The organism is Collinsella sp. OM07-12 (assembly GCF_003438275.1).
Classification (GTDB): Bacteria; Actinomycetota; Coriobacteriia; order Coriobacteriales; family Coriobacteriaceae; genus Collinsella.
In genome coordinates this window covers 18360-40980 of record NZ_QSTQ01000015.1, presented here as the reverse complement: position 1 = coordinate 40980, position 22621 = coordinate 18360, and the positions used below count along the sequence as shown (strand labels likewise).

Below are 22621 nucleotides of genomic sequence, written 5' to 3'. Positions count from 1 at the left end.
GATTCGTGAGCAGCGACAGCTTAACCCCGAAAGGCTAATCAGGTTAAAAGCATGTTGCTGTGGCACAATCGCGAAATCTCTGCTGCAAAGTCACCATGGATCGGCGCCCAACCAAGCTCGCGGCGGAGCTTGCTAGCGTCTATGGCGTATCGTCGATCATGGCCGGGACGGTCCTTAACCCAGTCAATAAAGTCTTCGTCTTTGCCCATTGCTTTAAGAATGAGCTTGAGAACTTCGAGATTGCTGCGCTCGCAATTGGCTCCGACAAGATAGGTCTCCCCGATCTTCCCTTTGGTCAAGATGAGCCAAACGGCGCGAGCGTGGTCATCGACATGAATCCAATCGCGTACGTTCAGACCGTCCCCGTACAATTTGGGACGCTCCCCGCGCCGGACGCATGCAATCGAATGCGGAATGAACTTCTCGGGGTGCTGATATGGACCATAGTTATTACAGCAATTAGAAATTGTTGCCTGCAGACCATAGGTGCGAATCCAAGCTCTCACAAGCATGTCAGATGCCGCCTTGGAGCTTGAATAGGGGCTACTCGGTCGATAAGGAAACTCCTCGGTAAATCTACGCGGATCATCAAGCGCCAGGTCTCCAAACACCTCATCGGTCGAAATGTGATGAAACCTAACTTGATGCTTACGAGCGGTCTCCAACAGCCGATATGTGCCTTCAATGTTCGTCTTTACAAAAGGCTCTGGATCGATGATTGAATTGTCGTTGTGAGACTCCGCAGCATAATGAACGATTGCATCGTGCCCGGGAACCACTTGACCAAGCAAATCCGAATCGCAGATGTCACCAACAGCAAGCTTAACCCTGTCCTCCGGAATCCCAGCAATGCTACCAGGATTAGCGGCATAGGTCAGCTTATCCAAGATGGTGACACGCACATTCGGAACGTTGTTCACAACATAGCGGATAAACGCCGAACCGCAAAAACCACAACCACCCGTAACCAGGATGTTCTTATAATCAGATCCCATACGCGCAGCACTCCCAAGCCATGATAGTTGACCCCTAAACAAACCGCTCGATGCAAGCCTTCAGCCCACGGGTCGACAGATAGAGGCGAACGACATCGATGAGAGAAACGCCCGCGCCAGCTGCGATTTTTCTTGCCACGTTGCGCACGGCAATAGCAGAAGGAAGATCCGTCCAGCTGGAACCAAAGTACTGCCAGAACTCGCCTTTAACGCTCGCAACAGCCGCGGCATAATTCTCGACATCCAATCGTGCAAGGTCAAACACGACCAAATCCAAGAACCACGTGACAAGCTCTCCGGGGCACAGGTCTAAAAGACCTCGCCTACCCCAGCGCTCCAGCACTTCGTAAAGCACCAGTAAATGGGCACCGACCTTATCCATGCGCTTGGCGCCCGCATTGAACGTATGCGTCAGCGATTTCCCTTGCATCACGTAGTGATACAGCTTGTCAGGCGCAACGACCGTCTTGGCAGACAGCGGATACGATTCAAACTGAAATACAACGTCCTCGGCAAACTGGACATTTTCGGCAAAACGCAGATACTCACGCTCAACCAGCTCGCGAGAGTATGCCGCACGCCAGACATAGGGCTGCGCATTCACAGAAAACAGCAGAGCCGGATCAAATGACTCAAATGCGCGCGCTTCAGGAGAAAGTAATTGCTTGATGCGCTTAGAGGCCAACTCGGCAGGCTCGCACTCGGCTCCAAACACAACAATCTCGGGATGCTCCTTAGCAAATGCATCGACCAAGAACTCGGCAAGATTTGGCTCGATGTAATCGTCCGAATCGACGAAGTCGATAATGTCGCCGCACGCGACATCCATGCCCGCATTACGGGCAGACGACAGTCCGCCGTTAGATTTCTCGACAACACACACCCGGGAGTCCTTGCATGCATACTTGTCAATAATCGCAGCAGAGTCATCAGGCGATCCGTCGTTAACAACCACGATCTCAATATCCAGACAGGTCTGCCCCAAAAGGGAGTCAAGACAACGAGGTAAGAATTCCTGGGTGTTATAAACGGGGACGATAAATGAGACCTTCGGGTTTGCCATAATTTCCCTACTTCTTAATTGCATCCAGGACGAATGCGGCAACCACGCCCGGGCCGCCGATGCGCGCATAATGCTTCGCGCGACCCATCGCGCCGGCACTGGCAAAGTCCGAAGACTCTGCCAGCCACTTTTGCGGATCGTCGACAATAGCCTTCAAGTTTGCGCGCTTCCACGGCTTAAGGTCTGTTAACTCAAACTCATGGGCCTCAAGCGCCCCATGAAACTCCTGGGCCATACGGTCCAAAAACTCAGCGTAAAACTTGGGATTCAGGCGAATGTAGCTCCACATATACGAATCGTATTTAATGATATTTGCAAACCTAAGCAGCTTGGCAACGTCCTGCGAAGAATGCGACTCGGCGTAATCCTCAACAATCCAGCGATGAATCTCGGCATACTCATCGTTAACGCAATGAACTTTATTAGGCGAATTGACCGAAGAACCCTCGTTATCCTGACGATATGAAAGCACGGAATCATGCAGGTAAACCGCGGTATCGGCAAGGGCAAACACCTTATAGGTAAACGAGGCGTCCTGAAACGCAGCGCCAGGCGTCGGCAAGAAACGAATGGTATTACGGTTCAAGAAGTCTCGACGATACACCGCAGACCAAATCGATGGCTTAAGCGAAAAGGCATCGACGGTGTCGCTCGGGTGAACCGGCTTGCCGCAGTTCTTAGCTTTAAAGAGCTCCATCAGCTCTCGGCGCTCCTCCGGCTTCGACCAATACAGATCAAAATTCGCCTTTGCAAAGTCGGTATTGAAACGCTCGGCAGCTGCCACGAGCTTCTCCAGCGCATCGGGCGCCATAAAATCATCGGACTCCAAGATGCCAACGTACTTGCCACGCGCCATCTCCAGACCGTGGTTCATCGAGTCGCCGTAGCCGCTGTTGGCCTTGTCGATCATCTTGACGCGCTCATCGCGCTCCATATACTCGCGGATAATCGCCGGCGAGTTGTCGGTCGACCCGTCGTTGATGCAGATGATCTCAATATCCTTGAGCGTCTGCGCCAAGGCGGAATCGAGACACTCGCGCAGGTAGCGCTGAACATTGTAAATGGGAATAAGCAGCGACAGAACAGGGCTGCCAGAGGCGTTAGTAGACAAATGTGCTCCTTAGGAAATACCTGTCGTTTCATGGTATCAAAGGGTCAGCGCGGCAGCGGGCGTTTATATAATCTATGGAGCTCGCAGAGGCAAACCGATACGAAAGGACGTCATGCAGCCCAAAGCCGCACGCAACATATCCATCGAAGCGCTGCGCTTGGTCGCGGTCGCCGGGATTGCGATATTCCACACGTTTCAGTGGACCTTCCAAGCCGTCTGCGTCGGCGCCGTGGAATATGCCCCACTTGCGATGTTCCCCTACTCCGGCGCGCTCGGCTTTATCAACCTGCTGGGCTGCTGGGCCAACGAGGTCTTCTTTATGATCTCGGGGTACTTCCTTATTCCCTCGGCGGTACGCGCCCTCCAAAACGGTTCGTCCGCGCTGGACCTCGCTCGTAAATCGTTTATGCGGTTAAAGAAGATCTTCTTGCCAACGCTCTTTTATTGCACCGCGTGCCTGCTTGTCTCGATGTACGTCTATCCCCTGCCCGAAATCTCACTACACGAGATCGGCTGGCTCACGTTGGGCATCGAGTTTATCTGGGTCTACGCCGCCTCCGTATTGCTCGTCCCAGTGATTGCGCTGATACGACAGCGGATCGGCAGCAAAAGGGCCCCGTTTGTCGTAGCACTTCTCGTGCTCGCAACATTTGGAATCAACTGCTACATTGCAGCGACGGCAAACGAAGCGGCCGGTATCGTTTTGTGGCGCAAGCTCATGAGCGCCGTTACTTACCTGGTCGCGTTTATTGCAGCCGGAGAAATGCGCTTTGTCCTCGAATGCCACGGCAACGCATCCGGCGCTCAAAAATCCAAGATCGTACTCATTGGACTCATTGCCGCCACCATCGCGCTCGAGCTTCTGCTATCGGCAAATAGCCAGTACGACGCGCTCTGGATGATCTCTTACAAGTCCACGTCCGTCATATCCTTTATCTTGGCCGCCGCATCCGTTGCCGCCGCAGCGCTCCATCAGCCGCGCCACGAAACCTCAGCCGCAGATAAGACAATCGTGTCTCTCGCCGCAGGAACGCTCGCTTTCTACGCCGTACAATCATTTACCTGTAATGTCTGGCGACCCATCTTCGACAATGCAATCTACACCATGGCGACAGGCATCCAAACGGGAGAGCCCCGTCCAGCCGCCGCCATGTTGCTCGGAATCCTTATGAGCCTTTGCCTCGCGCTTGCCCTGCTCCTCATGGATATCGTACGCAGGACCGTAGTCGAGGCCATCAAGGCTCGCATGAACAGCTAAGCAGCCTTCCGACTCCGCAAGCCACGAAGTGCGCTAACACCCGAAGCAAATAGAATCGCAAAGACAATCGCCCAGTTCTTGCAGCCAAATACAGGAATATGAACAATCGCATGGTCATGCATAACAACGAAATAGGCCAGAACAACCACCAGAGGCAGCGCCATGAGCAGTGACTGGATCAACACTTTGCGACGACGACCGTCTTGCGCGCCACCCCGTATTGAGCATACGAGTACGGCAATCCAGAGCACCAATACAACAGCAAACGAAACAAGACAAACGACGTTCGAGATCATCGCATAACCAGCAGTTGAGCAAATGGCAAACAGTTGCGGGCTCATGCAATAAAACTCTTTCAAAATCTGAGGCCAGTCAGCTTGGGGCAACAGTGACGAAGTCCCATGCGCAGACCAAAGACCCATCTCGCCCAGAACGTTCGAAAAGACCTCGTCCCAGCCCAGCACAAATGCCGCGACAGCCCATTTCATCGCCCAGGTAAACACAAACGAAAGCCCAAACCCAAAGAGCGCCTGCAGCATCGTGGCAACGCAGCGCTTGGGGCGCTCACCCTCGGGGAGCGCAATGAAGGCGAAAAAGCAATACAGGGCGACAACTGCGGCAGGAATCGTTAAAAAGTCAAGAAACGAAAACACGGCGCCCGTCGCTATCGACCAAAGGACAAGGCGGCTTGTGAAAAGCCGTGCGTTTGGAGCCGAATCCAAACGAAGGCTCATGCAAGACATCATGATGAGCGCCACAAAGAACGAGATGCATAGCAGCAGATCACCGATAAAATTGAAAAACAGATTGGTCGAGAACAACAGGATTGCAAGGAAACCCAACGTCAATGGCTTTGAAAACCGCTTCCGCAAGGCAACGTAAGCGCAAGCGGAGCCGGCAATCGCCAGAGCAGCTGCGGGCGCCACGACAACGTCGATACCGCCAATAAACAGGCAGAGATTCGAAAGCAGCTGCCATCCATGCCAATACCGGTAGTACTGCTGATGCGTAATCCCGATGGATTTCGTAACGTCATCAATCTCGGCAACAGCCATCGTCTCAAACGGAGAACCCTGGTCCTTTTGCTGTGCGACTTCAATGATAAAGCGATTGTTATCAAAGCAAACGGGACCAGTTGCAACACGGTGGTCGTAGACATACATGTCAGACAATAGGGCCGAGGACTCCGAACCCTGCGCATGCGACTCGATAACGAACCGCGGAAGACAATTTGCCACCGTATTGCTCAAGACAAATGCGACCTGAAGAACCAAAAACAGCAACATGGCCTTGATGGGAAGGCTATCGGCAAAGGAGGCTAAACGAGTTTTATTCACGGGTCATCCAAACAGAAAGATTGCGTCCACAGGAATCGGCACCTATGTAATACCACAATGCGCGCTTGCAATCTCGCCACGCGCACACGTCAATCAGGCTTGTAGCAAACGTTCTTGGTGATTAGCGGAACATTACCCGCGGGCGCCCGCCTACGCTTACAATAGTCGTGTCCCATGGGACACGTTGTTTATTCCGCAGGGCCGATATGCTGCCCACGCGAAAGGATATTCTCGTTCATGACTTCAACCCTTCCCGCTCCCATCGATAAGCTCGCCATCGTCGTCGTTACGTACAAGCGCCAGGAACTCCTGGCCAACTTGTTCGACTCCATGACCGAGCTCACGGCAACGCCCTGGCGCATCGTGATTGTCGATAACGAGAATTCGCGCGAGACCGAGGCCATGTGCACCGCATTCAACGAGCGCCTGGCCAACCTGTGGGGCATCGACACCGAGCAGCCCGACGCGCAGGGCGGAACCGACCGCGTTATCTACGCGCCGCAGCTTGAAAACGGAGGCGGCGCAGGTGGCTTCTCCGCCGGCACCAAGTGCGCCTACGACCTGGGCGCTCAGTGGTTCTGGGTGATGGACGACGATGTGCTCGTAATCCCCGAGGGTATTGAGCGCCTGGCCAAGTGGACGGACCGCTACGACGTTATCCAGGGTTCGCGCCTGGACTTCGACGGCGGCGCGTTCTTTTGGCAGTACCAACTGATCCTTTCGCTTGGTATCCCCAACCCCATCGCCAAGTGGGACCTGGGCCCCGAGGGCTACCGCCCCATGAACCAGTTGTGCTTTGAGGGCGGCCTGTTCTCGCGTCGCGTAGTCGACAAGATCGGCCTGCCCGACGCGCGCTTTTTCATCTACGGCGACGATGCCTGCTACGGCTATGTTGCCAGCCAGCACTTCCCCGCCGCCGTGGTCGCCGACGTGGTGCTCAAGCGCGCCCGCGCCGTCTCCAACTGGGACATCGCCGGCAAACGACAGCTCAACTCCACGAGCGACACCAACCGCTACTACATCATGCGCAACCGAGGCTTCCTCGCTCGCTATATGCAGATCTACGGTGACTACCGCCCCATGCTGTTCCGCCTGGGCAATGCCGCGACCTTCTGCAAGGAGTTCATTCGCCTGGCAGCGGTCGACAAGTGCTTTAAGACCGGTATTCCGGCGCTGCGCCGTGGCATGAAGGACGCCCGCAAGATCATCAAGGACCCCAACTGGAAGCCCATGCCGCCCATGAAGGCCACCAAGTAACGGAAGCCGGAAACATCTCAGCGCTTAAAGCCGCTGGCACACCGTAGCCACATGCTGCCCATCAAAACCGAACCCCCAGCGCATGCGACCCACGCCGGGGCGCGGTACACGGATTTCGTCGATGCCGTCGCGCTCTATGTCGAGTAGCGACTGCACGGCCAGCAATTCCAACCCCAGCGCATCCACATCGGGGTCATACATCATATTGATCGTTATAAGCGGGCGCTCGTCCAGCATGCCAATCGTATCTGCTACGTCGAACACAGCGCCCGTAGGAAAAACCTGGATGTCCCAGCGACCCGCGCCACACTTTCGCCTCGAAGCAGGATTGGCATAGCCCGGCAATCCAAAGCAGAGTCCTTGCAAGAGTAGATGATATGGCAGCGGCGTATCTGGGTCGGTCCCACCGATTCCCGAATCTCCCAGGATGCGGCTTAGCGCCCGCCTCACGGTATCCTCGTCCCCACAGCACAACCCGTCGCGAAACGCATCGACGTCTCGAATGTCTTCGGCAGCGCACTCAAACCACTCAACAATCACTAGACGCAAGGCCTGGCGAAGCTCGTTATTGGGCAACCGCAAGGCACGGAAGCGATTGCCATGTTCTGGCTCCTCAGTCATATCCGTCGTGAGAAAACCGGACAGATACAGCGCTGTCCACATGCTATCGTCAGGCGAGACATCTGGCTCTGCAGTGCCCAAACAAAACGGGACCTCAACGCATCCATGGGCCTCGAGCAAATCAAACAAGACCGAAAGGCGGTCGAGATTCCACCCGGCAACTACTCTACTCAGGCAATCGGCATATCCATAAAGATCGGCACGCACGGGCGCCGTGCAGCCTCGGTCCAAAAACCCAATCACACGCTCTGGACTCGAGCAATAGGCCCTGCCAAACCGATACCCCTCGAGCCATTCACGCGCATCATCCAGGTATTCCTCGCGCCCAGCATGATTCAACAGAGCCTGGACCTCGGCATCCGAAAAGCCGAACCAACGGTCACACCACGTCAAAAGCGGCGTCGACAGACAATACGAGCAGCCGCGCGAAGAAAGCGCCGCTTCGGCAGGACCGGGACACTCCCCCATCAGACACGTCAGCCGCAACGAATCGCGCGCAGTGGCAATGGCGTCGAACAGCACGCGATCGAATAGCCCTGCCGGATCGGCGTCGGAAGCGTCCCTCGCGCTCGCACGGCGAGACCACGCCGCATCGTACCCATCAACGAGCAATACAACCTGCTCATCGCAGGCCATCTCCAGCAGTTCAATGAGCACACCGAGCACCGAGTCAACCTCGTCCGCGCTCGCCACGCCACGCGCAACACGTTCGATGTGACGCACCTTATCTCGAGCTAAATCAGGAGCCTCCAAGAGCGCCAACAAGCGAGCGCACTCGCCCGAAAGGGCATCGCGCACGACGTTGGCAATAGCGGCACCACGCCTCGCAGCGCCAGAAAAGTCCAGCGATATCACCGGATAGCAAGCATATTCATCCCGATAGCGCCCACCGTCTGCATCCCAAATCTGAGCATTGGCAAACGAGATCCGACCGGCGCGACCGACCGCCGGACGCTCCAGAAAAGCCCTGAGCATCGACAAGTTCATGCTCTTGCCAAAACCCTCGGGTCGACAGCACACCACAACGGACGCGTCGCAGTCCAACACATCGGCAATAAACATGGTCTTGTCAACCAGCATGCAGCAACCAAGGGCCTCCGCATAGTCGTGCATGCCAATGGGCAAAACCGCATCGTCGGCACAGCCGATCAAGCGCACGCCAAAGGCAGCAGCACAATCAACATTTGCCTGTTCAGACACCAAAACGTTCCCCCCAAATCGCAGCACGATGCCAATTGTAATGACCGCTTAGCACGTATTGATGTCGCCACGCAAACATATCGGGCAACGGTAGCAACAAGAGGTGTGAGGGGGCACAACTAATCGTTGCACAACAAAACGGGGCCCGATGCATTCGCACCGGACCCCGTCCCGACTATTTAGTTATCTGGCAACTGAGAGCCTACTCCTCAGAGTCGTCCTCTCCAGAAGCTTTCTTCTGCTGATCGAGCTTATGCTTACCACTTACGATAGACGTAGCGCCCAGTGTGGCCAAGCTCGCGCTGGCAAGGCTCGCCATCACAATCAGATCGCCCGTCTTGGGCATGTTGCCGCCAGATGACTTGGTCGTTGTAGTCGTCGTGGTCGTGGTGGTCACCGTTTTGGAGTCATTTTGCTCCTGATCCTGGTTGTCAGCACCGCTCTTGTCGTCGTCTTCGGACTGTTTCTTTTCGTCCTCGGTCTTTTTCTTTTCGCCCTCGGTTTTGCTCTTGTCCTTCTTCTGAGTGGACTTGTCGTCCTTCTCCTCCGAGCTAGAACCCTTATCGGATACGGTCTTCTCGGAAGCCTCATCCTTGGAGTCGCCCTTTGCGGCCTCGGTCTTTTCCGTGGAAACCTGATCAGAGTTGTCCTTGTTCTGGGTCGAGCCGTTATTGACACCAGCCATCAGCGAAGAGCCCAGCGTAGAACCAAGCTGCACGGAGAAAGAAGGCTTCTTGTCCGGCGAAGCAACGGGAGTGTCCGGCGCCTTATTCGAGTCGTCCTTGGAAGCATCGGAATCAGGGGTTGCGGCAGAGCCAGAGCCGTTGTTAGAGCCGGTGTCAGCGGACGAATCACTCGATCCGGTGGATGAGTCAGAGGTGTCAGCGTCGGTCGAACCAGAAGCGTCGCTGTCCGTATTGCCGGCAGAGCTTGAAGACGAATCGCCCGCAGCAGAGCCGTTCGAATCGGAGCCGTTCGAGGTAGAGCCGTCGTCGGTAGTACCACCAGCAGAACCATCACCGTCAGTATCGGTCGAGGGCGCGTCCATCCTGTCATCGTTGGCATCGTCACTCGAGTCGTCATTCGAATCAGGTGTCGGCGAGGGCGCCGGCGTAGGCTCGGGCTGCACGGGCGTCGCAGCGGCAGCCTCGTCCTCAGCGATATAAACCAAGCAGTCCTTCAGCTCATTCTTATAACGATTCTTCCAGCCCTCATGATACTGGGGCTGGCTCGAATACTTGGTGGCGACATTGTTGACCACGCTGTTGGAAAGCGCCGTCACAAACTCGCGATCGGTCATACTGTTAGAAAGGTTTGCCCAGCGGAAGAAGTCCCTGCAACCACCGGTGCCGCACATGTTGGTGATACTCCACACCATGCCCTTAACGCAATCGGCGCGGCCCGAAACATCAATGCCCAAGCCGCTCTTGAGCCACGCCTCGGTCACCGCATAGTACGAGTTGTACGCATAGGCATCTTGAAGTGCTGAGAACTCAACAGGATCGGTGTTGTACGCACCTTGGAAGGCATCTTGCGCGATATGGCCCAGCTCGGTGAGCTGGCCGTTCTCGTACATGGCATTGCTCGCGTTGGAAATCTCGCTGCCGCGATCAATCGCATCCTTGAGCATGCTGTATTTTTCGGGGCTGTAGTTGTAGACCTGCTTCATAAACGGAATGAGCGACCAGCGACGGTCGAACTGGTAATAGCCCAGCGCGTTATAGCCATCGCCATACGAAAAGCCCTGGTTATAATTACCGTGGCTCTCATATTTGGTAAAGTACTTCATCTCGGCGGTCACGTTGACAAACGAAACGCCCTGAACCGACCTCAGCACGCCCGAGAAGGACTGCTGGGTGTAAAGGCCCTTATCGATATCGGTGGCATCCGAGGCAACGCCCGGCGTGGGCTCCTCGGCAGCGGCGGGTGCCGGCGCGGAAACGGCGCCAAACGAAAGCGCCAGCGTCAGGCCCGCGACAATAGCAGAATGCTTAGGCTGCATAAGATCCTCCCTGCATTGGTGTAGTTAAAGTGCGGTCTGCAAAGATAGAGTTAAGTATTGCAGCTCACCCGTTGTTGCACAACAACCCCTCGGTAAACGGCAACAACCCTCCGCAAAATCTTAAGGAATTGCGTACAACCTACAGCTTAATGTCGAAGTTAATTTCTGGAACGGCAGCCAAGTCGGCCAACGTTACGCCGTCGACGTACTTTTCGATCACGTCGTCCAGACCGCGCCAGAACTTGACGGTCGAGCACAAATCGCTGCGGGTGCAGCTGTTGTCGATACCGTCGCACGCCACGGGCGCCGTGCTGCCCTCGACAGCGCGCAGGATGTCGCCAGCACGCACCTCGGCCGGGTCCTTGGCCATCATGTAGCCACCGCCTTTGCCGCGCACACTCTTAAGCAGACCAGCCTTCATAAGCGGACGAACCAGCTGTTCCAGATACTTCTGCGAAATGCGCTCGCGGTCGGCGACCTCGCGCAGAGCAATCTTGCCCTCGGCGTCACCGAGCGCCGCGATATAGATCATCAGCCGGAGGGCATAGCGGCCCTTGGAAGAAATGAGCATACCTACCCTCCCATCGCATCTGGGACAACATAACCAGGTTTGTTTGTCCCAAATCTTAAGTAAGTGGGACAAACACAACAGGTTATTTTGTCCCAGAATTTGAAAAGTCGAGTGGATTAGTCGGGTTTTCCCTTGACTAACGCCGAACCCATAGTAACTTTATTCCGAGAAGATTCCTAGGGTTTAGTGCACCTATGAGTACACCATATACAGAGAGGGACAGCATGAGCGCAAATCCGCTGCTTTCCATCGAAGGTCTCACCGCCTCCGTGGACGAGAAGACGATCCTCCACAACGTCAACCTCAACGTCGCCGCCGGCGAGACCCACGTGCTGATGGGCCCCAACGGCGCTGGCAAGTCCACCCTCGGCCACCTGGTCATGGGCGACCCCGTCTACACGGTCAACGGCGGCCGTATCGTCTTTGACGGCCAGGACATCACCGAGCTCACCACCGACAAGCGCTCGCGCGCCGGCTTGTTCCTGAGCTTCCAAGCGCCGGTCGAGATCCCCGGCGTGCCGCTGTCGAGCTTTTTGCGCGCCAGCATCGCCGGCCGCCCCGGCCTGGAGATGAAGGGCAAGGAGTTCCGCCGCCGCGTGAAGGAGCTCGCGGCCGAGCTCAACATGGATACCGCCTATCTCAACCGCGAGCTGGGCGTGGGCTTCTCGGGCGGCGAGAAGAAGAAGGTCGAGATGCTCCAGCTTCTGCTGCTGCAGCCCAAGCTCGCCATCCTGGACGAGACCGACTCGGGCCTGGACGTCGACGCCCTGTCCACCGTCAGCCACGGCATGGACGCCTACCGCAAGAGCTGCGACGGCTCCATGCTCATCATCACGCACAACACGCGCATCCTGGAGCACCTGGATGTCGATCGCGTCCACGTTATGGTCAAGGGCCGCATCGTGCGCGAGGACGACGCCTCGCTCATCCCCTGGATCGACAAGAACGGCTTTGAAACCTTCGAGCGCGAGGCCGCCGAGCAGCGCGCCCAGGCCGAGGCCGCCGCTGCCGAGCAGCAGGCGTAAGGGGGCGACGCAATGACCAAGAACCGCACCGAGGTCGCGGACATTGACCGCAGCCTCTACGACTTCACCTATGGCGAGGAGGGATTCGAGCGTCTTGACGCCGGCATCACGCCCGACATCGTGCGCGAGATCAGCGCCAAGAAGGACGAGCCGCAGTGGATGCTCGACCTGCGCCTCAAGTCCCTCGAGATCTTCAACCGCTTCCCCGACCCGACGTGGGGCCCCTCCATCGAGGGCCTGGACATGGACAACATCGTCACCTACGTCAAGCCCAACACCGACCAAAAGCACGACTGGGAGTCGGTGCCCGACGACATCAAGAACACCTTTGAGCGCCTGGGTATCCCCGAGGCCGAGCGTAGCTACCTGGCAGGCGTCGGCGCGCAGTACGACTCCGAGCTCGTCTACCACAACATGCAGGACACCGCGTCCAAGATGGGCATCGTCTACTCCGGCATCGAGGAGGCCCTGCACGACCCGCAGTGGGAGCCGCTCATCCACGAGAAGTTTATGACGCTTATCCCGCCCACCGACCACAAGTTTGCGGCCCTGCACGGCGCCGTGTGGTCGGGCGGCTCGTTTGTCTACGTGCCCAAGGGCACCAAGCTCGACTTCCCGCTGCAGAGCTACTTCCGCCTCAACGCCAAGGGCGCCGGCCAGTTTGAGCACACGCTCATCATCGTCGAGGACGACGCCGACCTACACTTTATCGAGGGCTGCTCCGCACCCAAGTACAACGTGGCAAACCTCCATGCCGGCGCTGTGGAGCTCTTTGTGGGCAAGCGCGCACACCTGCGCTACTCGACCATCGAGAACTGGTCCAAGAACATGTACAACCTCAACACCAAGCGTGCGCGCGTGGACGAGGACGGCGACATCGAGTGGATCAGCGGCTCTTTCGGCAGCCACGTGGGCTACCTCTACCCCATGAGCGTGCTCAACGGCCGCCGCGCCCGCTCGAGCTTTACCGGCATCACCTTTGCCGGCGCCGGGCAGAACCTCGACACCGGCTGCAAGGTCGTGCTCAACGCCCCCGAGACCTCGGCGACCGTCGAGACCAAGGGCATCTCCAAGAGCGGCGGCATCCAAACGTTCCGCAGCTCTATTGTGGCGACACCCAAGGCCGAGGGTTCCAAGGCAACCGTGAGCTGCCAGTCGCTGATGCTCGACGACCAGAGCCGCTCCGACACTATTCCGGCCATGGACATCCGCGCCAAGAACGTCGACATCGGCCACGAGGCCACCATCGGCCGCATCGGCGACGACAAGGTGTTCTACCTGATGAGCCGCGGTATCTCGGAGGAAGAGGCCCGCACCATGATCGTCAACGGCTTTGCCAACCCGGTCTCCAAGGAGCTGCCGCTTGAGTACGCCGTCGAGATGAACAACCTGATCAAGCTCGAGATGGAAGGAGCGATCGGATAATGAAACAGACCACGAACACCGCTGCTACCGCCCTTGAGCAGGTCAATGCGATGCCGGCTGCCACTTGGGGTTGGCTCAAGATGAACCAGACCAAACTCGAGCTCTCTGACGAGCTTGCCGCCGCTCCCGCCGAGACCATTGAGGTTGAGGGCTTGGACGAGCAGTTTGCTGGCGTGGCAGACGCGTTCGACGCCGCCATGGACGCCATGGCCGAGCGCTTCCCCGAGCGCCGCGCCTCCGCCCCGGGTGATGCCGCCGACCGCGCCCGCATTACGCCCGAGACCGAGCTCGACGTGCCCGCCACCTCCGTCTACCAGGCCGGTGCCATTAAGCTGGAGGAGGAGCTCTCCCCCGCTGAGGCCTTCGAGACTGGCATGGGCGAGGCTGCCTACACCTACCTGGCCGAGCACGCCACCAAGCGCGTCGTCATCGATGTGCCCGCATACAAGCACGCCACGGTTACCGTGCGCGTGAGCGGTGTCGATGCAGCCGCGGCCATCGCCGCCATCGACGTCGTCGCCCGTCCCCAGTCGACGCTCGACCTGCAGATCGCCCTGGACTCCCCCGTTGCCGGCGAGGGCGTCGTGGGTTCTGTGCTACGCGTGTGCGCCCACGAGTACGCCACCGTCAACGTGGCCTGCACGCAGACGCTCGACGATAGCTGGATCGCGCTCGACGACACCGGCCTGTTCCTGGACGAGGGCGCGCGCGTCAACGTGCAGCACACCGTTCTGGGTGCTGGCGCCAGCGCCACCGGCCTTGCCGGCGACCTGCTGGGCGATACCGCCAAGGTCACCATCGATACCGATTACCTGGGCGCCCGCGATCAGGTGCGCGATTTTAACTACGAGCTGCGCCACCGCGGTCGCAAGACCGAGTGCGAGATCGACGCCAACGGCGTGCTGACCGGCACGTCCAAGAAGGTCTACCGCGGCACCATCGACCTCGTGCACGGCTGCAAGGGTGCAACCGGCACCGAGCGCGAAACGGTGCTTTTGGCCAACAAGGGCGTCGACAACAAGACCGTTCCCGTCATCCTCTGCGACGAGGACGACGTCGCCGGTAATCACGGCGCTACCATCGGTCACGTCCGCGACGAGCAGCTGTTCTACCTCGCCTGCCGCGGCCTTGACCAAAACGCCGCCGAGGACCTGTTCATCCGCGCCAAGCTGGAGGACGCCGTGCTTTCTGCCACCGACGAGCGCGCCCGCGCCGCCGTCGTCCGCCTGGGCAACAACCTGATCGACAACTTTGAGGAGGAGCTCGCATGATCGACACCGAGCACGTTAAATGCGATACCTGTACTGCCCCCGAGCCCATGGAGCTCGACGCCAGCGACGAGGCTTCGCGCGGCTGGCCCACTGTGGACATCGAGACCAACCCCTACAAGGGCCAGTTCCCGCTGTTCCAGCAGCACCCCGAGATCGCCTTCCTCGATAGCGCCGCCACCGCGCAGCGCCCTGCCTGTGTGCTCGACGCCGAACGCGACTTCTATCAGCGCATGAACGCCAATCCCCTGCGCGGCCTGTACTCGCTGTCCGTCGAGGCCACCGACGCCATCGCAAAGGTGCGCCAGCAGATCGCCGACCTCATCGGCGCCGCCCAGGCCAACGAGGTCGTCTTCACCCGCAACACGAGCGAGTCGCTCAACCTGGTCGCCAAGAGCTTTGCGCCCACGGTCCTCGAACCGGGCGACGAGGTCGTCATCACTATCATGGAGCACCACTCCAACCTGATTCCGTGGCAGCAAGTCTGCCGCGAGACCGGCTCCAAGCTCGTCTACCTCTACCCCACCAAGACCGGCCAGCTCACCACCGAGGAGGTTCTTGCCAAGGTGGGTCCCAAGACCAAGATCCTGGCCGTGGGTCAGGTCTCTAACGTGCTGGGCGTCGAGAACCCGGTCAAGAACCTCGGCAAGCTCGTGCACAAATACGGCGGCTATCTGGTTGTCGACGGCGCGCAGTCGCTGCCGCACATGCCGGTCGATGTGGCCGACCTGGGCGCTGATTTCTTTGCCTTTAGCGCGCACAAGGCCATGGGCCCCATGGGCATTGGCGTGCTGTGGGGCAAGATGGACCTGCTCAACGCCATGCCGCCCATGCTCACCGGCGGCGAGATGATCGATTCGGTCACCGAACAGGACGCCGTCTGGGCGCCCGTCCCCGAGAAGTTCGAGGCAGGTACGCAGGACGCCGCCGGCATCTTCGCCACAGGCGCGGCGCTTGATTACCTGGTCAACACGGTAGGCTACGAAAACATCCGGGCACGCGAGCAGGCACTCGTGCACTACCTGATGGGCGAGCTCATGCAGCTCGACTTTGTCCAGATCATCGGATCCATCTATTGGGACAACCATCACGGCGTCGTGAGCTTTAACGTCCGCGGCATCCACCCGCACGACGTCGCGAGCATCATGGACATGGACGGCGTCTGCATCCGCGCCGGTCACCACTGCGCGCAGCCGCTGCTCACCTGGCTGGGCGTCGAGAACCTCGCCTGCTGCCGCGCCAGCTTGGCCTTCTACAACGACAAGGCCGACATCGACAAGTTCATCGCCGGCCTACATCACGTTTGGAGCACGTTCAATGGGTAATCTGTACACCTCCACCACATTTATGGAGCACAACTCGCACCCCGACTATAAGTACGAGATGGATGCCCCCACGCACGAGCACGACGGCATCAACCCCAGCTGCGGAGACGAGCTCACCTTGCAGCTGCGCGTCGAGAACGACGTGATCGAGGAGGCCTCGTTTACCGGTCACGGCTGCGCCATCAGTCAGGCCAGCGCCGACATCATGGCCGACCTCATCACCGGCGAGACCGTTGAGGAAGCTCGCCGCCTGGCAGAGCTCTTCCTCGCCATGATTCGCGGCGAGCAGCTCTCCGAGGAGGACCTGGAAGACCTGGACGAGGCCGCCCAGCTCCAGGACATCTCGCACATGCCTGCCCGCGTCAAATGTGCCGAGCTCGCCTGGCGCACCCTCGACGGCATGCTCACGGGACAAAATAATCAGTAGTATTTGTCCCAAATCTTAAGAATTATGTTGGCCGAATCGCATGACAAGAGTGATTCGGCCATTGTCTATTCCGAGCCCTCAGCCTGAGCCTTCACCCGAGCATAAGCGCGCACGATACGAGAGACGGTACTCTTGCTGATTCCCGTATAGCGTTCAATCTCGCGCACCGTGTAGCCGCCATCGTGCAGGACGAAAATGATTCCGTCTCGACGCGACGGTGCTACGGTCTTGAGTTCGTTGAGCGGCACGCCCAGGCGCTTCGCCATCTTGTCGGCAAACGCACGCCGCTCCCACTCCGTCTCATCCATATCGTGAATCACCGGATCGGAACCATCGGGCGTCGACAGAGAATAATCAAGAAACCCCTTGGCAGACTCAAAGAGCTCGAGCACACAAGAAGGGTCGGAAAATCCTCTCGTCATATCGTTGTCATACGCTCGCAGATACTCGGCAAAGCTGCTCCACGGATAGCGCTCGATCAGGGCGATACCCGCCTCCTGCGGATTAGCGTGAACATAGCGAATGGCAGCCATTAGATAACGGTCGGTATCGAGCGAGCGCCGGTCAAAACGGTTCTGGAACAGATGGCCCGTGCGCCCCGTGCGTTTATTGAACCGCCGCGCGTACGTCAAAAGCAGCCGGTGCATCGCCGCGCTCATCGCGTCCTCGTAATCTGCAAGCACAAGATGCACGTGATTGCCCATAAGGCACCAGGCGATAACCGTCACACCCGCCTCGCGGCAGCAGTCGCGCATCAGTTCCAAAAACTCCCACCGGTCTTCGTCGCCCTCAAAGATGAGCTGCTTGCCCGTACCGCGGGCACAGACATGGTAAAAGCCGGTAACCGTTCTCCAAACGCGCTGCATGGCGCTCCCTTCGCCGGGATCTGCTTGCCATCTAATACAGCACGATTGAAGCGTGCCATCAAAACATCCACGCAAAACAATGGACTCGCGCGGCCAAAGGCGGTAAATAGGCGGCGAACGGCACCGTTGCAACAGGTCAGCCCCCGCAACGCATACAAGAGCTGACCAAAAGCTTGCCCAAGACGAACCCCCTCTACGGAAGTTCGCGACCACAGAACATAGAGTTAAACCGTTTCAATTTAAACTTCCGGACTTCTCGCTACGAAAACTGAGCCGTTCGCCGAATATTCCGTGCATTTCGCGGTATTATAGGGGCTGCATGTCATGTCCCTTTCGAAGGGTCGCCCGGCAATCGCCAGCCACGACCCCCAGACGGGACGCCAACACGATAGAGAGGAGAGGCATGCAGTACTCACAGGAAGTGGAGAACATGTGCCCCGTTGCCAAGGGTGCATACCACGGCCCCGCACCCATCCCCGAGGAGGGCAAGTGGGTCCAGGCTAAGGAGATTTCCGACATCTCCGGTCTTACGCACGGTGTGGGTTGGTGCGCACCTCAGCAGGGCGCCTGCAAGCTCACGCTGAACGTCAAGGACGGCATCATCGAGGAGGCCCTCGTTGAGACCATCGGCTGCTCGGGCATGACCCACTCTGCCGCCATGGCTTCCGAGATCCTTCCCGGTAAGACCATCCTCGAGGCCCTCAACACCGACCTCGTCTGCGACGCCATCAACGTTGCTATGCGCGAGATCTTCCTGCAAATCGTTTACGGCCGCAGCCAGACCGCGTTCTCCGAGGGCGGCCTGCCCGTGGGCGCCTCCCTCGACGACCTCGGCAAGGGCCTTCGCTCTCAGGTCGGCACCATGTTCGGCACCAAGGCCAAGGGCGCTCGTTACCTCGAGCTCGCTCAGGGCTACGTCACCCGCATGGCTCTCAACGACAAGAACGAGATCATCGCATTCGAGTTCCTGAACCTCGGCAAGTTCACCGACGCCGTCAAGGCCGGCAAGACCCCCGAGGAGGCCATCGCTGGCGCTATGGGCCACTATGGTCAGTGGGAGAACGCTGCCAAGTACATCGACCCGCGCACCGACGAGGAGACTCACTCCGTCGCCAGCGTGTTCCCGGTTCACGAGTAGAAAGGGAGGGAAATAACTATGACTGTTACGTTCGAAGGTTACGAGCGCCGCGCTGACAAGATCAACAAGTGCCTCGCCGACAACGGCATCGCCTCCCTCGAGGAAGCTCTGCAGATCTGCACCGACAAGGGCTTCAACCCGCGTGAGATCGTCAACAACACCCAGTCCATCGCCTTCCAGAACGCCGAGTGGGCCTACACCCTCGGTTGCGCTCTCGCTGTCAAGCGTGGCGCCAAGTCCGCTTCTGAGGCTGCCGCCATCATCGGCGAGGGCATCCAGGCCTTCACCGTTCCCGGCTCCGTCGCCGAGGACCGCAAGGTTGGTCTGGGCCACGGCAACCTGGGCGCTATGCTGCTCTCCGACGACACCGAGTGCTTCGCCTTCCTGGCCGGCCACGAGTCCTTCGCTGCCGCTGAGGGCGCTATCGGCCTGGCTCTGAACGCCAACAAGGCTCGCAAGAAGCCGCTGCGCGTTATCCTCAACGGTCTGGGCAAGGACGCCGCTCAGATCATCGCCCGCATCAACGGCTTCACCTATGTGAAGACCCAGTTCGACTACTACACGGGCGAGCTCAAGGTCGTCGAGACCATCCCCTACTCCGATGGTCCCCGCGCTGCCGTTAACTGCTACGGCTCCGACGACGTCCGCGAGGGCGTTGCCATCATGTGGCACGAGAACGTCGATATCTCGATCACCGGTAACTCCACCAACCCCACGCGCTTCCAGCACCCCGTCGCTGGCACCTACAAGAAGGAGCGCATCGAGGCTGGCAAGAAGTACTTCTCCGTCGCTTCTGGTGGCGGCACTGGCCGTACCCTGCACCCGGACAATATGGGCGCCGGCCCTGCCTCTTACGGCATGACCGACACCATGGGCCGTATGCACTCCGACGCCCAGTTCGCCGGTTCTTCCTCCGTGCCTGCGCACGTTGACATGATGGGTCTCATCGGCATGGGCAACAACCCCATGGTCGGTGCCACCGTCGCCTGCGCTGTCGCCGTCGAGGAGGCCCTCAAGGCCTAATCGCGCCCGCGCGATGCTCATATAGTTGAGCTTTGGAGCCGCTACCTTTCGAGGTAGCGGCTCTTTTTTCTTCCAGAGGGGTAGCTAATTTGGGACGGGGCTATTTTAGCTACCCCGTCGCAAGACCATCTACTACCGATATATCAGCTGGAGGGGAATATGAGTTGCAGCGAGACGGAACCATCACGCGCCCATGACGCCCACCTGCCATATTTGCCCTTTACCGATTTGCCGAGTCTTTGCGGCCCCATTGCCGATCACCCATGCGACAATGCGCCGGACGAGAAAGGAATCCGATGGAATCGACTGATGTACTGGTAATTGGATCTGGCATTGCGGGCCTTTGTGCCGCTATCGAAGCGGCGAGCGCGGGCGCGACCGTTGCCGTCGCAAGCGCCGGCAAGACCATGAGCGGATCGAGCTTCTTCCCTGGCACCTGGGGCCTTGGTCTTATTGGCCCCGTCGACGAAGACGACGAACAGGACCTCATCAACTCCATCCAGACCGTTGGTGGCGGCGTCGCCGACCCTACGCTCGTCCAGACGTTCGTCCACGGCATTCCCCAGGCAATTGAATGGCTCGAGCAAGACCTAGGCGTTGAGCTCCAGCGTCCGCAAAGCGCTGAGAGCGCTCAGCAAAAGCAGTTTATCCCCTGCTTTGACCACAAGACGCGCATGTGGCGCGGCCTCACCCGCAAGCCCCTTGAGGACGCGTGTACGGCCCGGATCGAGTCGCTCGGCATTCGCCTGCTCCCCCGCCATGAGCTTATCGACCTTGTTGAGGACACAACCGGGAAGATTACCGGCGCCGTGCTCTACGACCGCGCAAGCGAGCATCTCGTGCCTATCGCAGCCAAGGCCATTATCATCGCTGCGGGCGGCACGGGCGGCCTATTCGAACGCAGCCTCACTTCCGCCGACGTGCTCAGCTCATCACAGGGAATCGCGCTGGCGCACGGTGCGTCCCTTACTAATATAGAGTTCATGCAGATGATGCCCGGCTTCATTGAACCTAAGCGCAACCTTGTCTTTAACGAGAAAACTTGGCGTTACGTACATGTAGACCAGCCGGTCGATATTGCCGACGGCAAGCTGGACGGTCTGCTTGAGCAGCGCTCCGGATATGGCCCTTTCACCTCGCGCTTAGCCTCCCGCGCCATCGACCTCGTCATAGATCAGGCAGGTGCAGGGGGCTTGGCGCTCCACTACGACTTCCCCCGCGAGGACGTCCCCGAGTTTGTGCAGACCTTTGCCACCTGGCTACAAGACGAGCACGGTATCGCGCCGAGCGACGAGATGCGCGTGGCGATGTATGCCCACGCCGCCAACGGCGGCATCAGGATCAACAAAACCGCGTACACGGGCGTTGAGGGCCTCTACGCCTGTGGCGAGGCAACAGGCGGCATGCACGGCGCCGATCGTATTGGTGGCCTGTCAAGCGCCAACGGCATCGTGTTTGGGCGGATCGCGGGCGCATCGGCAGCCCAAGCAGCACAGAATGCACTTGAGGAGGCCCCTAAGGCGGATATCGCCCTCCCCCAGTACGGCATTGCCACAACAGACGCCGAGCACCTGACCCGCAGCCTCAAACACACAATGAGCACCTACTGCATGATCAACCGCACCGAAAGGGGCCTCTCCACAGCACTACAGGAGATTGAGAGCCTAGAGACGGAAGCAACGACTCTGAGCATGCAAAACGCTCATGACAGCCAAGTCGCAGCCCTTGCCCGCCTGGACTCGCAGATTCAGCTAGCAAAAGAAATGGTCAAAGCCATGCGCAACCGAACCGAAAGTCTCGGTTCCCATTATCGAGCGGACTAAGTCGAACACCAATCTAAAACAGAGCACAGTTAATCGATATCTATAGGCCCCGTGAGCTCAAAGTGTCACGGGGCCCATTCGTGTCCGCACGGCAGCGTATCTTATTCTGAATACAGAGCGGACAAAGCCCGCATAGACAATAGACCAGCGAGGAGGAGATATGGACAGTAGAGATATCGAGAAGTGGCGTGTCGAACTTGATAGCTACGCCAATGTGGAAGACGACGTTGAGTATTGGCTCGCACGCGATTTAATGGAACCCATGGGGTACACTCGATGGGAGAACTTTGCCTTAGTTGTTAAGAGGGCAAAAGTCTCGTGCGAAACAAACAAAACTCCAGTTGATTCCCATTTTCGTGACACCACGAAAATGGTAACTGCCGGTGTCGCCGCTCGCGCGGTTAAAGACTACAAACTTACGCGCTATGCATGCTATTTAATCGCCCAGAACGGAGATTCAAACAAGCAAGAAATCGCGCTCGCACAGGCGTACTTCGCCGTGCAGACGCGCCGGTTTTACCGATCCCCAGGGTAGACTCGATCTGTGAAAGGGGCTGTGTCCTTTCGGGTTCGACCCCATGCGAGGTCAACAAAAAAGACGGCCAACCGAAGTTGACCGTCTTAACTTGCTTTGGTGGGCCGTCAGGGGGTCGAACCCTGGACCTTGGGATTAAGAGTCTTGAACGTGACGTTTTGGCGCGCGCTGTACCAGCAAAGTTGCAGGTAACAGTGCTCTCACTCGCTCCTAACTAGCTGAAGCTGCATTGGAGAACGGTTATTGACGGATATACGGCTATGCATAAACCCCTCCCCGGCAGTACCGGGGAGGGGTTCAGCGTCTATGGGCGGTTAACACTCACGATGCAAAATGCGACGGTCGTCACGA

Annotated in this window: 19 protein-coding genes; 11 read left to right on the top strand and 8 right to left on the bottom strand. The window is 58.4% G+C overall.

The window, feature by feature from the left end:
• Positions 1-38 precede the first annotated feature (38 nt).
• The 3 genes from rfbB to DXB98_RS06775 are packed head-to-tail and all read right to left on the bottom strand — an operon-like array spanning position 39 to position 3169.
• Positions 39-995, bottom strand: a complete 957-nt coding sequence (gene rfbB, locus DXB98_RS06785; RefSeq protein ID WP_117743588.1) for a dTDP-glucose 4,6-dehydratase — start codon at positions 993-995, stop codon at positions 39-41.
• A gap of 34 nt (positions 996-1029) precedes the next feature.
• Entirely contained in the window at positions 1030-2058 is a 1029-nt protein-coding gene (locus DXB98_RS06780) for a glycosyltransferase (RefSeq protein WP_158553165.1), read from the bottom strand.
• Positions 2059-2065: 7 nt separating this feature from the next.
• Complete coding sequence (locus DXB98_RS06775; RefSeq protein ID WP_117743586.1) at positions 2066-3169, bottom strand: glycosyltransferase family 2 protein; 1104 nt, start codon at positions 3167-3169, stop codon at positions 2066-2068.
• Positions 3170-3281: 112 nt separating this feature from the next.
• Between DXB98_RS06775 and DXB98_RS06770 the strand changes: the two genes are divergently transcribed.
• The gene (locus tag DXB98_RS06770; protein ID WP_117743585.1) at positions 3282-4427 is read left to right on the top strand and encodes an acyltransferase family protein; all 1146 of its coding nucleotides are present in this window, start codon (positions 3282-3284) and stop codon (positions 4425-4427) included.
• Here DXB98_RS06770 and DXB98_RS06765 read toward each other — a convergent pair.
• On the bottom strand, positions 4424-5764 hold the full coding sequence (locus tag DXB98_RS06765) for a hypothetical protein (RefSeq protein WP_117743584.1): 1341 nt from the start codon (positions 5762-5764) through the stop codon (positions 4424-4426). The two genes, DXB98_RS06770 and DXB98_RS06765, sit on opposite strands and share 4 nt — an antisense overlap.
• Before the next feature lie 237 nt (positions 5765-6001).
• Between DXB98_RS06765 and DXB98_RS06760 the strand changes: the two genes are divergently transcribed.
• On the top strand, positions 6002-7021 hold the full coding sequence (locus DXB98_RS06760) for a glycosyltransferase (RefSeq protein WP_117743583.1): 1020 nt from the start codon (positions 6002-6004) through the stop codon (positions 7019-7021).
• Between the two features lie 24 nt (positions 7022-7045).
• On the opposite strand, the gene DXB98_RS06755 is transcribed toward DXB98_RS06760, so the two are convergent.
• The 3 genes from DXB98_RS06755 to DXB98_RS06745 form a co-directional block, all read right to left on the bottom strand.
• Complete coding sequence (locus tag DXB98_RS06755; protein ID WP_117743582.1) at positions 7046-8842, bottom strand: AAA family ATPase; 1797 nt, start codon at positions 8840-8842, stop codon at positions 7046-7048.
• 202 nt (positions 8843-9044) lie between these two features.
• The gene (locus DXB98_RS06750) at positions 9045-10844 is read right to left on the bottom strand and encodes a hypothetical protein (protein WP_117743581.1); all 1800 of its coding nucleotides are present in this window, start codon (positions 10842-10844) and stop codon (positions 9045-9047) included.
• Between the two features lie 139 nt (positions 10845-10983).
• Positions 10984-11415, bottom strand: coding sequence for an Rrf2 family transcriptional regulator (locus DXB98_RS06745; RefSeq protein WP_117735619.1), 432 nt, complete (start codon positions 11413-11415; stop codon positions 10984-10986).
• 224 nt (positions 11416-11639) lie between these two features.
• Here DXB98_RS06745 and sufC point away from each other — a divergent pair, with 224 nt between their 5' ends.
• Genes sufC through sufU form a run of 5 tightly spaced genes read left to right on the top strand, consistent with a single transcriptional unit; the run spans position 11640 to position 16885 of the window.
• Entirely contained in the window at positions 11640-12440 is an 801-nt protein-coding gene (sufC, locus tag DXB98_RS06740; protein WP_117743580.1) for a Fe-S cluster assembly ATPase SufC, read from the top strand.
• A gap of 12 nt (positions 12441-12452) precedes the next feature.
• A complete protein-coding gene (gene sufB / locus DXB98_RS06735; RefSeq protein WP_022094821.1) occupies positions 12453-13865 on the top strand; it encodes a Fe-S cluster assembly protein SufB in 1413 nt (470 codons plus the stop codon).
• Entirely contained in the window at positions 13865-15136 is a 1272-nt protein-coding gene (locus tag DXB98_RS06730) for a SufD family Fe-S cluster assembly protein (RefSeq protein WP_117743579.1), read from the top strand. Before sufB ends, DXB98_RS06730 begins: the two co-directional genes overlap by 1 nt.
• Positions 15133-16458, top strand: coding sequence for an aminotransferase class V-fold PLP-dependent enzyme (locus tag DXB98_RS06725; RefSeq protein ID WP_199407140.1), 1326 nt, complete (start codon positions 15133-15135; stop codon positions 16456-16458). Before DXB98_RS06730 ends, DXB98_RS06725 begins: the two co-directional genes overlap by 4 nt.
• Entirely contained in the window at positions 16451-16885 is a 435-nt protein-coding gene (sufU, locus tag DXB98_RS06720) for a Fe-S cluster assembly sulfur transfer protein SufU (protein ID WP_117736728.1), read from the top strand. The genes DXB98_RS06725 and sufU overlap by 8 nt, the downstream gene beginning before the upstream one ends.
• A gap of 65 nt (positions 16886-16950) precedes the next feature.
• Here sufU and DXB98_RS06715 read toward each other — a convergent pair whose 3' ends face one another.
• Positions 16951-17751, bottom strand: a complete 801-nt coding sequence (locus tag DXB98_RS06715; RefSeq protein ID WP_117743578.1) for a transposase — start codon at positions 17749-17751, stop codon at positions 16951-16953.
• 403 nt (positions 17752-18154) lie between these two features.
• Between DXB98_RS06715 and DXB98_RS06710 the strand changes: the two genes are divergently transcribed.
• From DXB98_RS06710 to DXB98_RS06695, 4 genes are all read left to right on the top strand, one after another.
• Complete coding sequence (locus DXB98_RS06710; RefSeq protein WP_006235554.1) at positions 18155-18889, top strand: iron-sulfur cluster assembly scaffold protein; 735 nt, start codon at positions 18155-18157, stop codon at positions 18887-18889.
• An 18-nt stretch (positions 18890-18907) separates the two neighbouring features.
• The gene (locus DXB98_RS06705; RefSeq protein WP_117640944.1) at positions 18908-19912 is read left to right on the top strand and encodes a GGGtGRT protein; all 1005 of its coding nucleotides are present in this window, start codon (positions 18908-18910) and stop codon (positions 19910-19912) included.
• A 296-nt stretch (positions 19913-20208) separates the two neighbouring features.
• Entirely contained in the window at positions 20209-21735 is a 1527-nt protein-coding gene (locus DXB98_RS10555) for an FAD-dependent oxidoreductase (RefSeq protein WP_117743577.1), read from the top strand.
• 160 nt (positions 21736-21895) lie between these two features.
• Entirely contained in the window at positions 21896-22270 is a 375-nt protein-coding gene (locus tag DXB98_RS06695; RefSeq protein ID WP_117743576.1) for a BRO family protein, read from the top strand.
• Positions 22271-22621: the final 351 nt, after the last annotated feature.

Coding starts and splice junctions, on each gene's coding strand:
- rfbB (WP_117743588.1), bottom strand. CDS start 995: ATGGGATCTGATTATAAGAACATCCTGGTTACGGGTGGTTGTGGTTTT.
- DXB98_RS06780 (WP_158553165.1), bottom strand. CDS start 2,058: ATGGCAAACCCGAAGGTCTCATTTATCGTCCCCGTTTATAACACCCAG.
- DXB98_RS06770 (WP_117743585.1), top strand. CDS start 3,282: ATGCAGCCCAAAGCCGCACGCAACATATCCATCGAAGCGCTGCGCTTG.
- DXB98_RS06760 (WP_117743583.1), top strand. CDS start 6,002: ATGACTTCAACCCTTCCCGCTCCCATCGATAAGCTCGCCATCGTCGTC.
- DXB98_RS06750 (WP_117743581.1), bottom strand. CDS start 10,844: ATGCAGCCTAAGCATTCTGCTATTGTCGCGGGCCTGACGCTGGCGCTT.
- DXB98_RS06745 (WP_117735619.1), bottom strand. CDS start 11,415: ATGCTCATTTCTTCCAAGGGCCGCTATGCCCTCCGGCTGATGATCTAT.
- sufC (WP_117743580.1), top strand. CDS start 11,640: ATGAGCGCAAATCCGCTGCTTTCCATCGAAGGTCTCACCGCCTCCGTG.
- sufB (WP_022094821.1), top strand. CDS start 12,453: ATGACCAAGAACCGCACCGAGGTCGCGGACATTGACCGCAGCCTCTAC.
- DXB98_RS06730 (WP_117743579.1), top strand. CDS start 13,865: ATGAAACAGACCACGAACACCGCTGCTACCGCCCTTGAGCAGGTCAAT.
- DXB98_RS06725 (WP_199407140.1), top strand. CDS start 15,133: ATGATCGACACCGAGCACGTTAAATGCGATACCTGTACTGCCCCCGAG.
- sufU (WP_117736728.1), top strand. CDS start 16,451: ATGGGTAATCTGTACACCTCCACCACATTTATGGAGCACAACTCGCAC.
- DXB98_RS06715 (WP_117743578.1), bottom strand. CDS start 17,751: ATGCAGCGCGTTTGGAGAACGGTTACCGGCTTTTACCATGTCTGTGCC.
- DXB98_RS06710 (WP_006235554.1), top strand. CDS start 18,155: ATGCAGTACTCACAGGAAGTGGAGAACATGTGCCCCGTTGCCAAGGGT.
- DXB98_RS06705 (WP_117640944.1), top strand. CDS start 18,908: ATGACTGTTACGTTCGAAGGTTACGAGCGCCGCGCTGACAAGATCAAC.
- DXB98_RS10555 (WP_117743577.1), top strand. CDS start 20,209: ATGGAATCGACTGATGTACTGGTAATTGGATCTGGCATTGCGGGCCTT.
- DXB98_RS06695 (WP_117743576.1), top strand. CDS start 21,896: ATGGACAGTAGAGATATCGAGAAGTGGCGTGTCGAACTTGATAGCTAC.